The sequence below is a fragment of the Pseudomonas sp. LRF_L74 genome (genome assembly GCF_965644255.1).
GTDB lineage: Bacteria > Pseudomonadota > Gammaproteobacteria > Pseudomonadales > Pseudomonadaceae > Aquipseudomonas.
The window spans coordinates 197535-215745 of the sequence record NZ_CBFFRH010000009.1 but is presented as its reverse complement, the minus strand read 5'-3'; the positions used below and the strand labels follow the sequence as shown (position 1 = coordinate 215745).

At 64.7% G+C, this 18211-nt stretch carries 16 protein-coding genes; 6 read left to right on the top strand and 10 right to left on the bottom strand.

Annotation, left to right across the window (positions count from 1 at the left end; genetic code table 11):
* Positions 1-17: 17 nt before the first annotated feature.
* Positions 18-392 (bottom strand): hypothetical protein, encoded by a 375-nt coding sequence (locus ACSZPK_RS21890; RefSeq protein ID WP_437883688.1) that lies wholly within the window; start codon positions 390-392, stop codon positions 18-20.
* 135 nt (positions 393-527) lie between these two features.
* Between ACSZPK_RS21890 and ACSZPK_RS21885 the strand changes: the two genes are divergently transcribed.
* Positions 528-2174, top strand: coding sequence for a sensor domain-containing diguanylate cyclase (locus ACSZPK_RS21885; RefSeq protein ID WP_437883686.1), 1647 nt, complete (start codon positions 528-530; stop codon positions 2172-2174).
* A gap of 142 nt (positions 2175-2316) precedes the next feature.
* Here ACSZPK_RS21885 and ACSZPK_RS21880 read toward each other — a convergent pair whose 3' ends face one another.
* The 3 genes from ACSZPK_RS21880 to ACSZPK_RS21870 all read right to left on the bottom strand — a co-directional run bounded on the left by ACSZPK_RS21880 (position 2317) and on the right by ACSZPK_RS21870 (position 5800).
* On the bottom strand, positions 2317-2994 hold the full coding sequence (locus ACSZPK_RS21880; protein ID WP_437883684.1) for a tellurite resistance TerB family protein: 678 nt from the start codon (positions 2992-2994) through the stop codon (positions 2317-2319).
* Between the two features lie 331 nt (positions 2995-3325).
* Positions 3326-4681, bottom strand: a complete 1356-nt coding sequence (locus tag ACSZPK_RS21875) for a choice-of-anchor Q domain-containing protein (protein ID WP_437883682.1) — start codon at positions 4679-4681, stop codon at positions 3326-3328.
* A gap of 153 nt (positions 4682-4834) precedes the next feature.
* On the bottom strand, positions 4835-5800 hold the full coding sequence (locus ACSZPK_RS21870) for a helix-turn-helix domain-containing protein (RefSeq protein WP_437883680.1): 966 nt from the start codon (positions 5798-5800) through the stop codon (positions 4835-4837).
* A gap of 378 nt (positions 5801-6178) precedes the next feature.
* Here ACSZPK_RS21870 and ACSZPK_RS21865 point away from each other — a divergent pair, with 378 nt between their 5' ends.
* Positions 6179-7846 carry a GMC family oxidoreductase gene (locus tag ACSZPK_RS21865; protein ID WP_437883678.1) on the top strand — a complete coding sequence of 556 codons (1668 nt, stop codon included), beginning with the start codon at positions 6179-6181 and terminating at the stop codon, positions 7844-7846.
* 223 nt (positions 7847-8069) lie between these two features.
* On the opposite strand, the gene ACSZPK_RS21860 is transcribed toward ACSZPK_RS21865, so the two are convergent.
* The 3 genes from ACSZPK_RS21860 to ACSZPK_RS21850 form a co-directional block, all read right to left on the bottom strand.
* On the bottom strand, positions 8070-8852 hold the full coding sequence (locus ACSZPK_RS21860) for a sulfite exporter TauE/SafE family protein (RefSeq protein ID WP_437883676.1): 783 nt from the start codon (positions 8850-8852) through the stop codon (positions 8070-8072).
* A gap of 254 nt (positions 8853-9106) precedes the next feature.
* Positions 9107-10819 (bottom strand): single-stranded-DNA-specific exonuclease RecJ, encoded by a 1713-nt coding sequence (gene recJ / locus ACSZPK_RS21855; protein WP_437883674.1) that lies wholly within the window; start codon positions 10817-10819, stop codon positions 9107-9109.
* A gap of 3 nt (positions 10820-10822) precedes the next feature.
* A complete protein-coding gene (locus ACSZPK_RS21850; protein WP_437883672.1) occupies positions 10823-11362 on the bottom strand; it encodes a YaeQ family protein in 540 nt (179 codons plus the stop codon).
* 292 nt (positions 11363-11654) lie between these two features.
* Here ACSZPK_RS21850 and ACSZPK_RS21845 point away from each other — a divergent pair, with 292 nt between their 5' ends.
* A complete protein-coding gene (locus tag ACSZPK_RS21845) occupies positions 11655-12851 on the top strand; it encodes a CaiB/BaiF CoA transferase family protein (protein ID WP_437883670.1) in 1197 nt (398 codons plus the stop codon).
* A 26-nt stretch (positions 12852-12877) separates the two neighbouring features.
* Positions 12878-13918, top strand: coding sequence for a DUF2157 domain-containing protein (locus ACSZPK_RS21840; protein ID WP_437883668.1), 1041 nt, complete (start codon positions 12878-12880; stop codon positions 13916-13918).
* Between the two features lie 84 nt (positions 13919-14002).
* Here the strand turns inward: ACSZPK_RS21840 and ACSZPK_RS21835 are convergent, their stop codons facing one another.
* Genes ACSZPK_RS21835 through ACSZPK_RS21825 form a run of 3 tightly spaced genes read right to left on the bottom strand, consistent with a single transcriptional unit; the run spans position 14003 to position 16763 of the window.
* The gene (locus tag ACSZPK_RS21835) at positions 14003-14839 is read right to left on the bottom strand and encodes a substrate-binding periplasmic protein (RefSeq protein WP_437883666.1); all 837 of its coding nucleotides are present in this window, start codon (positions 14837-14839) and stop codon (positions 14003-14005) included.
* Positions 14839-15861, bottom strand: a complete 1023-nt coding sequence (gene hemH, locus ACSZPK_RS21830) for a ferrochelatase (RefSeq protein WP_437883664.1) — start codon at positions 15859-15861, stop codon at positions 14839-14841. The genes ACSZPK_RS21835 and hemH overlap by 1 nt, the downstream gene beginning before the upstream one ends.
* Positions 15858-16763, bottom strand: coding sequence for a TIGR01777 family oxidoreductase (locus ACSZPK_RS21825; RefSeq protein WP_437883662.1), 906 nt, complete (start codon positions 16761-16763; stop codon positions 15858-15860). The genes hemH and ACSZPK_RS21825 overlap by 4 nt, the downstream gene beginning before the upstream one ends.
* A gap of 229 nt (positions 16764-16992) precedes the next feature.
* Between ACSZPK_RS21825 and ACSZPK_RS21820 the strand changes: the two genes are divergently transcribed.
* Positions 16993-17979 carry an NAD(P)/FAD-dependent oxidoreductase gene (locus ACSZPK_RS21820; protein ID WP_437883660.1) on the top strand — a complete coding sequence of 329 codons (987 nt, stop codon included), beginning with the start codon at positions 16993-16995 and terminating at the stop codon, positions 17977-17979.
* A complete protein-coding gene (locus tag ACSZPK_RS21815) occupies positions 17976-18200 on the top strand; it encodes a TIGR02450 family Trp-rich protein (protein ID WP_437883658.1) in 225 nt (74 codons plus the stop codon). Before ACSZPK_RS21820 ends, ACSZPK_RS21815 begins: the two co-directional genes overlap by 4 nt.
* The last annotated feature ends 11 nt before the right edge of the window (positions 18201-18211 follow it).

Sequence of the window (18211 nt, the reverse complement as noted above, 5' to 3'; positions counted from 1 at the left end):
CCTGGACCGTACAGAGTCTATAGCGACTCAGGAACGACCGCCCGTGCCGTGGTCACCGCCAGCCAAGGCCCCTTCGAGCGGCCAGCCTGCGCCGCCCAGTACCAGGCCGACTGGTCGCTGAAACCATGCCCGTCGGCGTCCTCGATGTACTCGCAGACTCGCTGCGCGGATTGGCCATCGTCGGCAATGAAGCAACGCTGCACGATACGCACATCGGCGATCATGCCCAGCACCTTCACCTCGACCTGGGTCGACTTGAGCGGCAGCGAATCGAGCGCCGGGTCCGCGCTGTCGATGGCGAAATAAGGGCTCGCCCCTGGTATGTCCGCATGCGCCAGCGGCGATGCACAGAACAACAGAAACAGGCAGATACGCAGCAATGGGCGCGGCATTGTGAACCATCCTTGAATCGAAAGATGGCTGCGATGCTGGGCCTGCCATGCGGATCAAGTTTGCAGATTACGTGGCGTTTGTGTGGAATACCCGCCCTGATCCTCCACGACGGCAGTCCCGGGAACGTCCGCCCCATGCGATTCACCAACAGTCTGCGCAGCCGTTTCGCCATTCTCATCGCCCTGCTGGTATCGCTCCTCAGTTGGTTGCTGGGCGCTTTGATCGGCGAGAACTCCAGCCAACGCATCCGCAAGGAAGTGGGCAACAACCTGGCTGAATCCTCATTCCAGATGGTCGACCGACTCGACCGTGACATGGCCAGTCGTGCGGCCTACCTGCAAGTGCTCGGCAGCCTGCGCGCCCTGCGCCAGCCCGATGACATCGGCGAAGTCCGCGCCCTGCTCGACCGCCTGCAACTGCAGATTCCCAGCATCGCCTGGATCGGCTTCACCGATCCGCAAGGTACGGTGCTGGCCTCCAGCAACGGCGTGCTGGAGGGCGCCAACATCGCCCAGCGCCCGGTCTACAGCGAGGGCAGCAAAGGCCTGTTCGTCGGCGATGTGCATGAGGCCGTGCTGCTCGCCAAGCTGCTGCCCAACCCGACCGGTGAAGCGATGAAGTTCGTCGACATCAGCTTTCCGGTGCAAGGTAACGACGGCCATATCGTTGGCGTGCTGGCCTGCCATCTGTCATGGAAATGGGCCGAAGACGTGCGCCAGTCGCTGCTCGATCCGATGCAGGAAAGGCGCAACGTCGAATTCCTGGTGTTGAGCCGCGACCACACCATCCTGCTCGGGCCGAGCGATCTGATCGGGCAGAAACTCGACCTGCACAACCTGGAGTCGCAAGGCGAAAAGACCATTCAATGGGCGGAGCAACGCTGGCCCGACGGGCAGAACTACCTCACCGGTTTCGCCAGCAGCCAGGGCTACAAGGATTATCCCGGCCTGGGCTGGATCGTGGTCGCCCGCCAGTCGCTGGACGAGGCCTATGCTCCGGCCCGCGAATTGATGCACACCACCTTCCTGCTCGGTTTCTTCCTGGCCCTGGTATTCGCCTTCGTCGGCTGGATCTTCACCGGTTACTTCACCGATCCGCTACGCCGCATCGTCCGCGCCGCCGACCGTCTCAGCGCGGGCGAACCCGTGCCGATCCCGGAACTCGAAAGCCCATTGGAACTGGTCACCCTCAGTCGCTCGATTCGCCATCTGGTCGCCAGCCTGACCGACCAGCACAAGGCCCTGGACGTGATGGAACAGCGCGCCCACCAGGACCCGCTGACCGGCCTGCCGAACCGGGCCGCCCTCGAACGCTTCCTGCCAGCCGCCGAGGCACGCATCCAGGCCAGCGGCGGTTGCCTGGCATTGCTCTGCCTGGACCTGGACAGCTTCAAACCGGTCAACGACCGCTTCGGCCACCCCGCCGGCGACCAGTTGCTCAAGCAAGTCGCCGAGCGACTGCGCAACTGCCTGCGAGATGGGGACATGGTCGCCCGGCTGGGCGGCGATGAATTCCTGATGGTCCTGCAACTGTCGAGCGAAGAGGCGGTTCAGTTGTCGGCCCAGGTGTCCGAACGCCTGCTGCAAGCCCTCAACTCACCGTTCGCCCTCGACGCCGGCAGCGTGCGGATCGGTTGCAGCATCGGCGGCGCGGTCTGGCCACACGATCACCAGACCCTGAGCGACGCCCTCGCCCTGGCCGACCAGGCGCTGTACAGCGCCAAGCATGCGGGGCGCAACCGGGTGGTGTTTCATAGCGAAGAGGCGGCAGTGGCGGTTTGAGGTAGACGCGCAGGCCAGCGCTCGGTTGCTTCTAGGCTTCTGGATTCCAGCCTTCGCTCAAACGACGAGCCGTTTAGCTCGCCCCGAGTTCTTGCCGTACCTGCGCCTCCAGCTCGGCTTTCAACGTCGGTTCCAGCTTGAGCTAGCGGGCCAGCTCGTCGAGGTAGGCGCGCTCCATGAAATGCTCCTCGTCGACCATCAAGACACTGGCCACGTACATCTCGGCGGCGATTTCCGCCGTGGTCGCGGCACGCGCCACCTCGGCGGGATCGAGCGGTTTGTTCAATTCGGCATCCAGCCAGCGTGCCGTTTCCGTATCGCCAGCCAGCGTGCCTAGCTGCTCTTCGAGCAACTGGCGCTCTCTGGCATCGACATGGCCATCAGCCTTGGCCGCCGCCACCAGTGCCCGCAGGATCGCCTGGGCATGGGTTTCCGCCTGTTCGGCCGGCAGGCGGTCGACGGTTTGCGGCAGGGCCAGCTGGGCGGCACCCGCTTCCTGCCTGTTCGCCTGCCAGTTGCCATAGGCCTTGTAGGCGATCACGCCAAGGGCCGCCAGGCCACCATAGGTGATCACCTTGCTGCCGACCTTGCGCGCACTCTTGTTACCGAGCAGCAGGCCCAGCGCACCTGCGGCCAGCGCGCCGCCACCCGCGCCCTTGAGCAGCGCACCGAGGTCGCCGCCAGCGCCCTTCTGTTCCTTACCGCCGCCAAGCAGGTCGCCCAGCGCGCCACCAAGGCCGGCCGAGGAAGAGGAACCGCCCTTTTGCAACAGGTCCTGGCCGGATTTCAACAACTGGTCGAGCAAGCCACGTGTGTTCATCGATCACTTCTCCGAGACGGTTGGCAAATGCGACCGACTCTAGCGACAGACATTACGTGACCTGCACTGGCAGATTACTTCCAAATATTGCCGCCGGTTTCGCCGTGAGCCTCGATGCAGCCGGTTGGGGCTAAAGCCTGTCAAATGCCAGACAGGCAGATTTGAGGCAATTGCGGACATTCGTTATTCCTCCGTCATTCCCGCGAAGGCGGGAATCCAGAAGCGCTTTTTTGGGCTCCCGCCTTCGCGGGAGTGACGGCTAAATACACCGAGCAATAACGGTCATCGCACGAACGACCGCTCCTGCCTCATTGCGACCACTCAACCACACCTACGGTACACGCCGCTCGTAGGCGCCCAGGTCGCATAGCGCCAGGCCATCGCCGTCGCCATCTAGCGGGCGGGCGTAACGATGCTGGTCGGTACCGGAGCAACCGACCGTGGCCGCGTCGATGGCCGGGCTGCTTGGACGCAAGGCATGGCTGGGCAGTGGCGGCACCGACTTGTCGTCCTTCAAGGCATGCAATACACGGGTGAAGGTCTGGCCATCCTCGACATGGATGCTCGCCGCGCAGTTGCCGCTGTCGGTGCCGAGCAACAAGCCTTGTTGCCGGTACGAAGTGCCATTATCGACGCAATTGGCGATGCCGCTCCCTTCATTGCCATTGCCGGCGATGATGCTGTTGCGAATGACCAGATTGCCCTGGTTGCTCAAGCCCGGCGCCTCGTTGCCGGCAATGGTGACGAAGCTCAACCTCAGGGTCGGCGTGCCCTGGAACATCGGGTAGTGCGAACCGTTGGCCACCGCCGCATCGGACTCGCCCTCGCTGGAACGGGAACCGCCTGACACCGTGACGTTGGTGAGCTTGAGCACGCCGTTGCCATCGTTGCGAATGGTCACCCCGGGACCGTCGGCGGTGTGGCCCATGAACGCGCTGCGCGCCACGTCGGCGGTGCCGCGATTGAACAGCGCGCCGCCCAGGGCGACGACATCATCGCTGCTCACACCATTCTCGCGAAACAGGCTGTCGCGCACGGTCAGGTTGCCGCTGTTGAAAATGGCCCCGCCCCAGGCATGGCCGGAATCGCCGAAGTTGGCGCGGTTGTTCTGGAACAGGGTGCGCTGTACCAACAACGTGCCGCTGTTGGAGATCGCCCCGCCACTGCCGCCACCCCAGGCATAGCGGGCGGTGTTGCCATCGAAGGTGACACGGCGGATGGAAACGATACCGGCATTGCGAATCGCACCGCCATCGCGGGACGTCAGGCCGTCACGCAAGGTCAGATCGAGCAGATCCAGACGAGCGCCGGCCTTGACGTCGAACAAACGGTCGACGCGTGTGCCACTGATGGTGGTCAAGCCGACGCCAGCGCCGATGACGCGCAGGGTTCCGCTCAGCACGTCGAGGTCGCCGTTGAGGTTGAGATCCTCGTCGGTAATCGCGCCCTCCTCGTCAGTCACCGGTGGCAGTGACAGCACATAGTTGCGGCTGCCCAGGATTATCCGGTTGTCGCCACCTGCCGCATTGGCCGCGCTCACGGCATCGCGTAGCGAACAGTCGGCATCGCAGACGCCGTCATGAACGTCGTCCAGGCGGGTGACACGAAAGTCCTTGGCCAAGGCGAACTCGGAGAAACCGAGCAGCAGGGTACTGGCGAACAGTAGTCGGGAAGAGGCGATAGGCATGATGCATCCTTTCGGCATGAGCCGGGCATGAGGTGGAGCGCAGAACCGCGCATGGGGTTGCCCGGCGACGCTGAACATCGCACTACCAGTCCCTGGCGACCCGGTTGATCGACTCGTCGCCTGTTGCTTCGGTTCCCTGCCGTTCGTCCGGCCTCAGTCGCCGGCCTGCCTGGCCTCGCTGGCGGTCATGCCGTAGCGGGCCTTGAACGCACGGGCGAAGTGCGACTGGCTGGAGAAACCGTGTCGATAGGCCACCTCGGCGATATCCAGGCGTCGCCCGGCCGGCGAGCCGAGCAACTGGCGCGCATGCTCCAGGCGCAAGGCCTGTATGTAGCGATTCAGCGAGTCGCCGTCCTGGGCGAACAGCCGGGTCAGGTGACGACGGGAAATACCCGCCGCCGCCGCAATACGCTCGATGTCCAGCGAGGCGTCGCCCAGGTGGTCGTGGATGAATTGCCGGGCCATCAGCAGATAGGTACGTCCCAGGGCGCTGCCTCGGTGTTCGCCGGCCTGCTCGCCAATGATGCTGGCAAGCAGCTCGTAGGCCTCATCTTCGAAACGCTGGGCATCGTCCCGCCGTGGCGACTGGAAGAACGCCTGGGTACGCTGGCCCAGGGTACGCATCAGCAGCCGCTGGACCGGGAGTGCGGCGGATACCTGTAGCGGCTCCTTGAAATCGCGCAGGCAGCGGTAGGCGAAATGCGCCTGGGGCAAATCGAAGACGAAATGCCGGGTCGGTCCCGAGAAGCCCATCAGGTAAGGGCTGTCGGTGCGATAGATCACCAGTTCTCCCGGACGCAGCTGGCGACAGCCTCCGCCCTGGAAGAAGAACGACTCGCTGTCCAGCACCAGCGACACGAACACCGACTCCTTCGGCGCACTGCGAATGATCGAACAGTCACGCTCGACCACATGCTCGTTGCCCTCGATCCGGGCGACGCTCAGGTGGTCGAGAAACAGGTTGTCCTGGCTGGCGGACAAGCCGCTCGGCACATAGGACGAGCAACGCAAGCCGACCAGTAGCGAACGGTTGTAGTGCTCCCAGAATGCCAGGCGCTGATCCTGGGGCACGTCGCCGGTGCTGGCCCGGCGGGTTTCGAGCAAGGCATGAGCAGGCATTTATTGTTGTTCTCGTACTGTTGTTCTCGTGGCTGACAGCGCTGGGCGCTATCCGGCAGTCGGTGCCGACGCATGGAAACAGGCATTCATTAAGATATTAAACATCTCCCGAGTCAATCGAGACCTGCTCGCATCCAGGGCCTGTCCCAAAATGGCAAAAGTCCTGGCGCGCCTGATCAAACGCCGTTGCCCGGCGCTGGGTAGAGTCGCCAGCGGCATAACAACAAAGAGGCATGCACATGCCCGGCTCGCCCGCGCCACATCCCATCGCCGCCCCTGCGTTGCGCTTGCCCAGCCACTCGTCCGCACATTCGCCCAATGCGAAGCGGCGCTCCAGCGCCACGACGAGCCCGACCTTATTCTCGCGGAGTTCCCGCCATGCCTAGCACCTCCCAGCAATCATTCGATTACATCGTGGTCGGCGCCGGTTCAGCCGGCTGTGTCCTGGCCAATCGGCTATCGGCCGAGCCAAACGTTTCCGTCGCCCTGATCGAAGCCGGCCCCAGCGACCAGCAAGGGCTGGGGGCCGCCTATATCCGCACGCCAGCGGGCATCATCCGCCTGATCGCCAACCCCGCCTTCAACTGGATGCACCAGTTCAGCGCCGAGGAGGACCTGACCGGGCAACCGATCCACTGTCCGCGCGGCAAGGTCTGGGGCGGCTCCAGTGCGATCAACGGCATGATCTACATGCGTGGCGGGCGTCGCGACTACGACCGTTGGGCCGAGCTCGGCAACCGCGGCTGGAGCTATGACGAGGTGTTGCCCTACTTCAAGCGCTCGGAGCACTTCGAGCCGGGCGAGTCGCCATGGCATGGCCGTGGCGGGCCGCTGAACGTGACCACGCTGCGCAGCCCCAGCCCGGTCAACGCGGTGTTCTACCAGGCCGCCAGCGAAGCGGGCTGGACTTACAACGCCGACTTCAACGGCCCGACCCAGGAAGGCTACGGGCCGTTCCACGTCACCCAGATCAATGGCGAACGCTGCAGCGCCGCGCGGGCCTTCCTGCATCCGGTCCTCCAGCGCGACAACCTCACGGTGTTCAGCAACGCCCTGACTCAGCGTGTGCTGCTGCAAGGCAAGCGCGCCAGCGGCGTGGAAATCCGCCAGGGCCAGAAGGTGCTGCGCCTGCAGGCCGGGCGCGAAGTGATTCTCTGCGCCGGTGCGATCAACTCGCCGCAACTGCTGTTGCTCTCCGGCATCGGCCCGGCCGAGGAACTGGCGCGCCATGGCATCGCCGTCAATCACGCCCTGCCCGGCGTTGGCAAGAACCTGCAGGACCACCAGGACGTGATGTTGATGTACCGCAGCGAGGCGCGCCTGGGCTTTGGTATCGCGCCCGTGCCCTCGGCCTTGCTGCCGCTGCTGCGCGCGCCGTTCCAGTACCTGTTCGGTCGACGCGGGCCGATGACCTCCAATACCGTGGAGTCCGGCGCCTTCCTGCGCCTCGATGCCGACGCCGAGGCGCCGCAGATCGGCGTGATCGTCGCCCCGGCGCTGAAGAACCAGCCGCAGCGCCCGGTGCCGTTCGGCAACGGCATCACCTTGCATGTCGGCGTGATGCACCCAAAAAGCCGTGGCGAAGTGCGTCTGCAATCGGCCAATCCGGCCGACAAGCCGCTGCTCGACTCAGGTTTTCTCAGTCATCCTGACGATCTGGACCTGCTGGTCCGGGGCGTGGAAGCAATCCGCTCCCTGGTCGCCACGCCGAGCTTCGCCCGCCACCTGAAAGGCGAACTGATACCCGGCGAACAAATCCGTGACCGCGCCCAGATCGAAGCCTGGATTCGCTCAAGCCTGGCCACCGTCTACCACCCGGTGGGCACCTGCAAGATGGGCCATGACGAAATGGCGGTGGTCGACGACCAACTCCGCGTGCAGGGCATCGACGGCCTGCGCGTGGCCGATGCGTCGATCATGCCGACCTTGATCACCGGCAATACCAACGCCCCGGCGATCATGATCGGCGAGAAAGCGGCGGACCTGCTGCTGGGGATCAACATGCCGCAGTCGGTCGAAGTGAAGGCAAAAGCATTCGCCTTGTAGGATGGGCCTTTGAGTCAGCCCAAACGGCAGCTTCGAGGGAGAAGCTGCCTTTCGTAGGGTGGACAACGCGAAGCTTGTCCACCGCTTTGCATCACCAATGGTGGACAAGCTTCGCGTTGTCCACCCTACCAAAACAACCGTCCGCGTCTGCCTCCAAGCGGCCTGAAGAACCGCTTCGAGATCGAGAACAGGCTCTTGCTTGAAGCTTGAAGCGTGTGTGCCCTCAAGCCACCAGCTTGTAGCCGATCACCATGAGCATGAGCGCCAGGCAAGGCCGCAGCACGTTGTCGGAAACCCGTCCGGACAGGTGGCTGCCCAGGTAGATGCCCGGCAGAGAACCGAGCAGCAGAAAGCCCAGCACGCCCCAGTCAAGATTGCCGAGCCCGGCATGGCCCAGGCCGGCGACCAGGGTCAGCGGCACGGCATGGGCGATCTCGGTGCCAACCAGGCGTCGCGTGGTCATCAACGGATAGAGCAGAAACAACGCCACGGTGCCGAGGGCGCCAGCGCCGATGGAGGTCAGGGTCACCATGAAGCCCAGAATGGCGCCGACCACCACCGTCAAGGCATTCAGGCGGCCGGGGCTGAAATGGAAGCCATCGCCTGCATGACGGCTGGCAATCGCGAACAGTTGCTTCTTGAACAGGACTGCCGTGGCGGTGACCAACAACACGATACCGAGCGAATACTTGATCAGGTCGTTGGTCGCCTTGTCCCCGGGCATGAACATCAGCCCCAGCAGCGTGAGCAGCGCGGCCGGCACACTGCCTGCCGCCAACCAGCCGGTCACCGTCCAGTCGATATTGCGGTTGCGCTGGTGCACGAACACACCACCGGCCTTGGTGATCGCCGCATACAACAGGTCGGTGCCCACGGCGGCGGCCGGGTTGATACCGAACCAGAGCAGGATCGGCGTCATCAGCGAACCGCCCCCCACCCCGGTCATGCCCACGATAAAGCCAACTACCAGCCCCGCAATCACGAAGCCCAAGCCACCCAGGTCCATTACCGCCTCAATTGCCGTTGTCGGCTCATTTTTTCAGGCGCGCAGGATAACCACTTGAAAGAGAAGGACATATACCGAATGGGTATTTGCTTATAACTGGGAGGTGCAAAATAGCGATCAGTTTTAATGACCGGAGCGAGGCAGGATCGGACATCGATATTATTTACCGTCACTCCCGCGAAGGCGGGAGTGACGGCTAAACACACCGTGCAAGAGCGGTAATCGCGTGTACGTCTTCGAAATAATCCATCAATTCATCGCGGTGCGATATGCGCCACCATCAACTGCACGCTTTCGTTACCGCGGAACTCGTTGACGTCGAGCTTGTAGGCCAGGTCGACCCAGCGCACGTTGGGGTTGGGCCAGGTGTCTCGGTCGACGTTGAAGGCGATGCCATCCAGGGTCTGGCTGCCGCATTCGGTCTTGAGCACCAGTTTCAGGTGCTTCTCGCCCACCACACGCTGCTGCACCACCTGGAACACACCGTGGAACACCGGCTCGGGGAAGTGCTGGCCCCAGGGCCCGGCATGGCGCAGTGACTTGGCCAGTTCCAGGTGGAACTCATGGGCGTCGAGCTGGCCATCGGACAGCAGGCGACCGGTCAGGTCGTCCTCGCTCAGTTGCCGGCGCACCTCGGCATCGAAAGCGGCGGCGAAGGCGGCGTAGTTGGCTTCCGGCAAAGTCAGGCCAGCCGCCATGGCATGGCCGCCGAACTTGCTGATCAGGCCCGGCTGCTTGGCCGCCACCGCATCCAGCGCATCGCGGATATGCAGGCCGGGCACCGAACGCGCCGAGCCTTTCAACAGGCCGTCGCCGGCATCGGCGAAGGCAATGGCCGGCCGGTGATAACGCTCCTTCAAACGCGAAGCGAGAATACCGATCACCCCCTGGTGCCAGTCGGCATCGAACAGGCACAGGCCGAACGGCATATCCTCGACGGACAGGTCCTTGAGCTGGGCCAGGGCTTCGCGCTGCATGCCCTGCTCGATGCTCTTGCGGTCGCGGTTCAACTCGTCGAGTTGTCGCGCCATGTCGCGGGCCAGGGCTTCGTCCTCGCAGAGCAGACATTCGATGCCCAGGCTCATGTCGTCCAGGCGCCCCGCCGCGTTCAGCCGTGGGCCAAGGATGAAGCCGAGGTCAATCGAGGTGATGCGGCCATGGGGACGCCCCGCTACCTCGAGGATCGCCCGCAACCCGGGGCGGGCACGGCCAGCACGAATCCGCGCTAGGCCCTGGTGCACGAGGATGCGGTTGTTGGCATCCAGCGGCACCACGTCGGCCACGCTGCCGAGGGCGACCAGGTCGAGCAGCTCGCCCAGGTTGGGCTCGGCGATACCGGCACTGGCGAACCAGCCCTGCTCACGCAGGCGCACACGCAGGGCCAGCAGTACATAGAAGATCACGCCAACGCCGGCCAGCGCCTTGCTCGGGAAATCGCAGCCTGGCTGGTTGGGGTTGACGATGGCATCGGCCGCCGGCAATTCCGGGCCGGGCAAGTGGTGGTCGGTGACCAGCACCTTGAGCCCCGCCGCCTTGGCCACGGCCACGCCGTCGACGCTGCTGATGCCGTTGTCCACGGTCACCAGCAATTGCGGTTGACGCTCCAGGGCCACGGCGACGATCTCCGGCGTCAGGCCGTAGCCGTACTCGAAGCGATTGGGCACCAGGTAATCGACATGGGCCGCCCCGAGCATACGCAAGCCGAGCACACCGACCGTGCTGGCGGTGGCGCCGTCGGCATCGAAGTCACCGACGATGAGAATGCGCTGGCGCTGCTGCAGCGCCTGCACCAGCAACTCGACGGCGCCGTCGATGCCCTTGAGCTGCTGGTAGGGAATCAAGCGCACCAGGCTTTTTTCCAGTTCGGCGGCCGACTGCACGCCGCGCGAGGCATACAGACGGGTCAGCAGGGGTGGCAAACCCAGGTCGGGCAGGTTTTCCGGCAACGGGCGAAGATCGATGCGCATCGGTCAACGCTCGCCCGCCAGCCACTCCAGCGGGATTTCGTGCTGGCCGCGCTCATCGGTGACGAACAGCTCGCCGTCGCTGATCATCACGCTCCAGTTGATCGAACGTGGCAGGTCCTTGGCCAGGTTCTCCAGCGCCTCCTGCTGCACGCCGACGACGTTGATGTTCTTCAGGTTGCGTACGCTGTCGAGCACCTTGCTCTGCCACACACGCAGGCTGCCATAGGCGACCAGGCTGAACTTCTCGGTGCGCCGCGAACACCAGGTGATGCGCTCGGCATCCGGCTGGCCGACTTCGATCCAGTGCAGCACGCGGTCGTCCAGGCTCTTCTCCCACAGCGCCGGCTCGTCCACGTCGGACAGGCCACGACCGAAGGCCAGTTGCTCGTGGTACCACAGCGCATAGGCGATCAGGCGGACCGCCAGGCGCTCCTCAGTTTCCGAGGGGTGGCGAGCGACGGTGAAACGCAGGGTCTCGTAGACGCTGCGGTCCATGTCGGTAAGGTTCAGTTCGACTTTGTAAGGCGTGGCTTGCAGGGCCATGGGGCGGCTCTTGGCTGGCGGGAAAGGCAGCGATTCTAACAGGCTGGCGAACACAGCGGGACACCACGACCGGGCGGGCGTGGCGATCTCGTTCGATGCCGACCCGCTACGAGTCCTGGCCAAGGCGGGCACGGGTCGATTGATCTTGCGCCCACGCGTTGCCAGGCCGAAGAGTTCGTCAATATGGAGCCCTGCGCCTCAAACCAATGCTCGATTAAAGTAACGCTTCAAATTCCCCCCGACCGTTCTATGCAATACGCTTCACCCCGCACAACCGGGCAATGGAGCCAGCATGATCCCCAGCAAACCTCTCGCCGGCCTCAAGGTGGTCGAACTCGGCACCTTGATCGCCGGTCCTTTCGCGTCGCGCATCTGTGCCGAGTTCGGCGCCGAGGTGGTCAAGGTCGAGTCGCCGGATGGCGGCGATCCGTTGCGCAAGTGGCGCAAGCTCTACGAGGGCACGTCGCTGTGGTGGTTCGTGCAGGCGCGCAACAAGCGCTCGATCACCCTCAACCTCAAGCATGAGGAGGGCCGCGAGGTACTGAAGAAGCTGCTGGCCGAGGCGGACATCCTGATCGAGAACTTCCGCCCCGGCGTGCTGGAGAAATTCGGGCTCGGCTGGGACGTGCTGCACGCGCTCAATCCCAAGCTGGTCATGGTGCGCCTGTCCGGCTTCGGCCAGACCGGCCCGCTGAAGGATCAGCCGGGCTTCGGCGCGGTCGGCGAGTCCATGGGCGGGCTGCGCTACATCACCGGCTTCGAGGATCGCCCGCCGGTGCGCACCGGCATCAGCATCGGCGACTCCATCGCCGCGCTATGGGGCGTGATCGGCGCGCTGATGGCGCTGCGTCACCGCGAGGTCAACGGCGGCCAGGGCCAGGTGGTGGACGTGGCGCTGTACGAGGCGATCTTCGCCATGATGGAGAGCATGGTGCCGGAGTTCGACGTGTTCGGCTTCATCCGCGAGCGCACCGGCAACATCATGCCCGGTATCACGCCCTCCTCCATCCATACCTGCGCCGATGGCAAGCACATCCAGATCGGCGCCAACGGCGATGCGATCTTCAAGCGGTTCATGCGCGCCATCGACCGCCACGACCTGGCCGACGATCCGCAACTGGCCAGCAACGATGGCCGCGATGCACGCCGCGACGAACTCTACGGGGTGATCGACCGCTGGGCCGCGAGCCTGCCGCTGGCCCACGTCGAAGCCATCCTGAGCCAGGCCGAGGTGCCGGCCAGCCGCATCTACTCGGTCGAGGACATGTTCGCCGACCCGCAATTCCTCGCCCGCGACATGTTCCTCCACGCCAGGCTGCCGGATGGCAAGCCGTTCCGCATGCCCGGCATCGTGCCCAAGCTCAGCGACACGCCGGGCGGCGTCGAATGGACCGGGCCGCAGTTGGGCGAGCATAACGACGCGGTGCTCAGCGAACTCGGTTACGGTGCCGAGCAGATTGCCGCCCTGCGCAGCCACGGCGCGATCTGAACGAACCAACGGAAAGGAACTCGAACATGGCCACCCGCTTCGATGCCCACGATCTCGCCCGCGCCGTCAGCGCCGGCGTTCTGCAACCCGGCCAGGACCAGACACTGCTCGACTTCCTGCGCCAGCAACCGGAACAGCAGGCCCGTTTCCAGCTCGCCCACGTGGCCTACTATTTCGGCGCCGTGCTGATCATGGCCGCCATGGGCTGGCTGATGACCGAGGCCTGGATGACGGTCGGTGACGTGGCGCTGTTGCTGATCGCCATTTCCTACATAGGCCTGTTCACCGGCTGCGGCCTGCACCTGTGGAAGCGCGGTCAGCAAATACCCGGCGGCCTGCTCGGCGCAGTGGCGGTCAGCCTCACACCGCTGGCCATCTTCGCCGTGGAGCGCCTGACAGGCGTGTGGCCGATGGACGATGGGCAGATCGACTACCACAACTACTACACCTACGTGCAGGGCGGCTGGCTGGCGATGGAAGCGGCCACGCTGGTCACTGGCCTGCTGATGCTGCGCCTACTCCCTTTTCCCTTCATCGTCATGCCGATGGCGGTGGCGCTGTGGTTCATGTCCATGGACCTCACCGAGCTGCTGCACGGAGACAGTTTCAGTTGGGAAGAACGCCGCGACGTCTCGCTGTGGTTCGGCCTGGCACTGCTGCTCGCCTGTTTCTGGATCGATGGCCGCACCCGCCGCGACTATGCCTTCTGGGGCTACCTGGCCGGGCTGCTGGCATTCTGGGGTGGGCTGAGTTTGTCGGATAGTGGCAGCGAATGGGGCAAGGCGATCTATTGCCTGATCAACCTCGGCCTGATGGCCATCGCCGTTTTGCTGCGCCGCCCGCTGTTCATGATTTTCGGCGCCTTGGGTGTAGCCGGCTACCTGGGCTATCTGTCGTACGAGGTGTTCGCCGACTCGCTGCTCTTTCCCATCGTACTGACCCTGATCGGCCTGGGCGTTATCGGCCTCGGCCTTCTGTACCAGAAGCACCGCGAGCGTTTTAGCGCCCGGTTACGCACGCATCTGCCAGCAGCGCTTCTGGCGTTCCTGCCGGCGCTGAAACGCTGAGATACGCGCCTGGTTGCTCGTCATTCGGCCACGCATGGGCATCCCACTGCTGGCCGCAGCGCTCTACAGAAGGTTCTCTGGGCCTCACCACCAGAACCGGTTATCCGGATCAGGCAGCCCCTCGGGCAGCGTGCTTTCCAGGAGCAACACACGCCGTCCCTTGAGGTTGCTGCGCCGCAGGGCATCACCGAAGTGGCGCATGAACAGTGCCTGGAAGCTGCCGTCGGCCTGGACCATGCGCAAACCTTCTTCGAAGCGCTTGCGCAGCATGGTGTTGCCGCGCTTGAAGGTGAAATAGACCGGCAGCCGGTACATCAGCATCAGGGTCGGCTCGACCATCACGTCGGGATACTGCGCAGCCTGGGCATCCATCTCCGCCCAGGTCTCGTGCAGGGCGCGGTGGGAGTAGTCGAAACGCTGCTCCTCGAGCATCGGCAGCAGGTTCTCCGGACGGCTGGTCGGCGTCACCAGCATGTGGTTGCGTGCGAATATCGCGTAGTCGCTCCACTGGTTGACGAAGCCAGCGCGCATAACCCGTAGATCGTCCAGATTGCGAATGGCGGCAAAACCCGGGGCATCCTCGCGGCGGATCAGCAACAGGCGAAAGCCCTGGATACCAGCCTGGATATCCATCGGCAGCATGTCGAAGTCACGCAGTCGATCGAGGCTCGGCGGCACATAGGCCAGGTCCACCTCGCCCTCGCGCAGGCGCAGCAGGCAGCGCTCCTGCGGCGGGTCTTCGGCGCCGGTCGGCAGCAATTCGGCATTGCCGTAGGTAACAGCGGTGCGCTGCAGGATCAGATTGGCCAGCTCCATGCGATAGGCATAGCGGCTCGGGTCGTGCTGGCAGATACGGATGGCATCTGCCTGCACCAGGCTCGGCAGTGCCAGCAGTGCGAGGAGGACCCGCGAGAGGCGCATCAGCTTGACGCCGGCGCCCGCTCGCACAATGTGGCCAGCGCACTGGCCCACTGCGGGTGATCGTTGACGCAAGGCACCAGCACCAGTTCCTCGCCGCCAGCCTCCTGGAACTGTTCCTGGCCACGCAGGCCGATTTCCTCCAGGGTCTCGATGCAGTCTGCAACGAAGGCCGGGCACATCACCAGCAGTTTTTTCACGCCGCGCTTGCCCAGCTCGTCCAGGCGCGCCTCGGTGTAGGGTTCGATCCATTTGTTGCGCCCCAGGCGCGACTGGAACGACACCGACCACTGCTCGGGGCGCAGGCCCATGCGCTCGGCGAACAGCTCGGCGCTGCGCAGACACTGACTGCGGTAACACAGGGCCATGACCTCATCGCTGATGCCGGCGCTGCTGCTGCTCGTCAGGCTGTGGCTCGGGTCTTTCACCAGCTTGCGGATATGCCTCTCCGGCAGGCCGTGGAAGCTCAGCAACAGGTGGTCGAAGCCCTGTTCCAGGTGCGGCCTGGCGCTGGCGACCAAGGCATCGAGGTATTCCGGCTGATCGTAGAACGGCGGCAGGATGCGCAGTTGCAGCGGCAGGTTGCGCTCGCGCAGCACCTTGCGCGCCATCTCGATCACCGTGGTGGTGGTGCTGTCGGCGAACTGGGGATAAAGCGGCGCCAGGGTCACGCTCTTCACCCCCTGGCTGGCCAAATCGGCCAATGCGCGCTCCAGCGACGGCTCGCCATAACGCATCGCCAGGGCCACCAGGCCGTGCGGCCAGAGCGGCTGCATGGCCTGTTGCAGGCGACGGCTGAGGACGATCAGGGGCGAGCCCTCCTCCCACCAGATCGACGCGTAGGCATGGGCCGACTGGGCCGGCCGTTTGATCAGGACCAGCGAGACCAGCAGCCGACGCAGCGGCCAGGGCAGGTCGATGACATAAGGGTCCATGAGGAACTGGTTCAGGTAGCGGCGCACGTCTTCCACCGAGGTGGAGGCCGGTGAACCGAGGTTGACCAACAACAGGGCATGATCGGTCATGCGGGGTCCTTGAGCAGATCGGCCAGGGCCGAGTCCAGAGCAGTGAAACGGAATTCGAAGCCAGTCTCGCCGGTACGCCTCGCGACAGCCTTCTGGCCACCCAGCAGCAACTCGGACAATTCGCCCAGGCCAAGTTTCAGTACCAGAGCGGGCAACGGCAATACGGCAGGGCGTCGCAGTGCATGCCCGAGCGCCTTGGCGAAGTCACGATTGCGTACCGGCGCGGGAGCGCAGGCATTATAGGGACCGCGCGCGCCTTCCTGCTGCAAGAGTAAGTCGATCAGGGCGATTTGATCGTCCAGGTGAATCCATGACATCCATTGCCGGCCATTGCCGACCGGGCCACCCAGGCCAAGACGGAACGGCAGCAGCAAATGCTTGAGAAAGCCGCCGTCACGGGCCAGGACCAGGCCGGTACGCAGGAGCGCCACACGGATGCCAAGCGCCTCGGCGCGTTGCGCACTCTCCTCCCAGGCGCCGCACAGCTGCGCGGGAAAGTCGTCGACGACCTGGGCGTGCGCCTCGTCCAGCTCGCGCTCGCCGCCATCGCCATACCAACCGATGGCCGAGCCGGAGATCAGCACCGCGGGGCGCCGCTGGCGTCGCTCCAGCCAGTCGACCAATTGCTCGGTCAGGCCGATACGGCTGCTCCACAGCAGTTTCTTGCGCTTGTGCGTCCAGGGCCGGTCGGCGATGGGCGCACCGGCCAGGTTGACCACCGCGTCCAACGGCCGCTCGCCATAGTCCTCCAGGCGCCCGATGCCCCGCACCGACGTGCCGCAGATGGCCGCCACCCGGTGCGGCGTGCGGCTCAGCACGGTCAACTGATGCGCCTTCGCCAGCCAATGGCGACAAAGCGCCCGGCCGATCAGGCCGGTACCGCCGGTCAGCAGGATATGCATGTGGTCCTCTCCCATGACGTTTTCTGCGACGCTGACGGCCGGGATGTGTTAACCCTGATGCCGTTCGTCCTATTCAGTCTGAAACAAGACCGGCAGACGTGCCTTGAATTCGATGAACCGTCGTCTGCCGATCAAGACAAGCCGTCGAAAGCTCGCAAGTTTTCCACCAGAACGTAGTCTGTAGTAAGAGCCCCTCGCCATGCGACGGACTCTGAAGACGAGGTCAATCATGAACGCACCCATCGCAATCATCGGTACCGGCCTGGCGGGTCTCTCCGCAGCACAGACCCTGAGCGCCGCCGGCCTGGACATCCAGTTGTTCGACAAGAGCCGGGGCAGCGGCGGACGCATGGCCAGCAAGCGCAGCGACGCCGGTTCGCTGGACATGGGCGCCCAGTACTTCACCGCCCGCGACCGGCGCTTCGTCGAAGCCGTGCAGCAGTGGCAGGCACGCGGCTGGGTCGCCGAGTGGAACCCACAGTTGTACAACAGCCACATGGGCCAGTTGAGCCCGTCGCCCGACGAGCAGACCCGCTGGGTCGGCACGCCGCGCATGAGCGCCATCACCCGCGCCCTGCTCGGCGCCCTGCCGGTACGTTTCTCCTGCCGCATCACCGAAGTATTCCGGGGCGAGCAGCACTGGACCCTGCAGGATGCCGAGGGCTGCAGCCACGGTCCGTTCAGCAGTGTGATCATCGCCACCCCGGCGCCCCAGGCCACCGCCCTGCTGGCCGCGGCGCCCAAGCTGGCGAGCACGGCGGCCAGCGTGATCATGGACCCGACCTGGGCCGTGGCCCTGGGCTTCACCAGCGCCTTGGATACCCCGCTCGAAGGCTGCTTCGTGCGGGACAACCCGCTCGACTGGCTGGCGCGCAACCGCAGCAAGCCAGGGCGCGATACCAACCTGGACACCTGGGTGCTGCACGCCAGCAGCGGTTGGAGCCGCCAGCACCTGGACATGCCCAAGGAACAGGTGATCGAGCACCTGCATGGCGCCTTCGCCGAGATGATCGGTTGCGCGGTGCCGGAACCGGCCTTCAGCCTCGCCCATCGCTGGCTCTATGCCCGCCCGGCCGGCGCCCACCAGTGGGGCGCGCTGGCCGACGCCGACCTGGGCCTCTACGCCTGTGGCGACTGGTGCCTGTCGGGACGGGTCGAGGGGGCCTGGCTCAGCGGCCAGGAGGCGGCGCGGCGCTTGCTGGAACATCGCCAGTGAGTGGCGCACCACGGATCAACCCGCGCAAACTGCTGCTGTCGAAATGGACCGCACGCCAGCCGGTGAAACGGGAGAAACACTTTCTGGTCACCGAATTGTTCTGCGATGAGGAAGGCGCCGTGCGGCAGATCGAGCTGCAAGCGGTGCTGAGCAAACGCTGCGAGTTGCTCGACTGGCAGGTGCTGAAGGACACGCAGCGGTGGCACATGGGCTGGCATTGACCAGCGCCAGC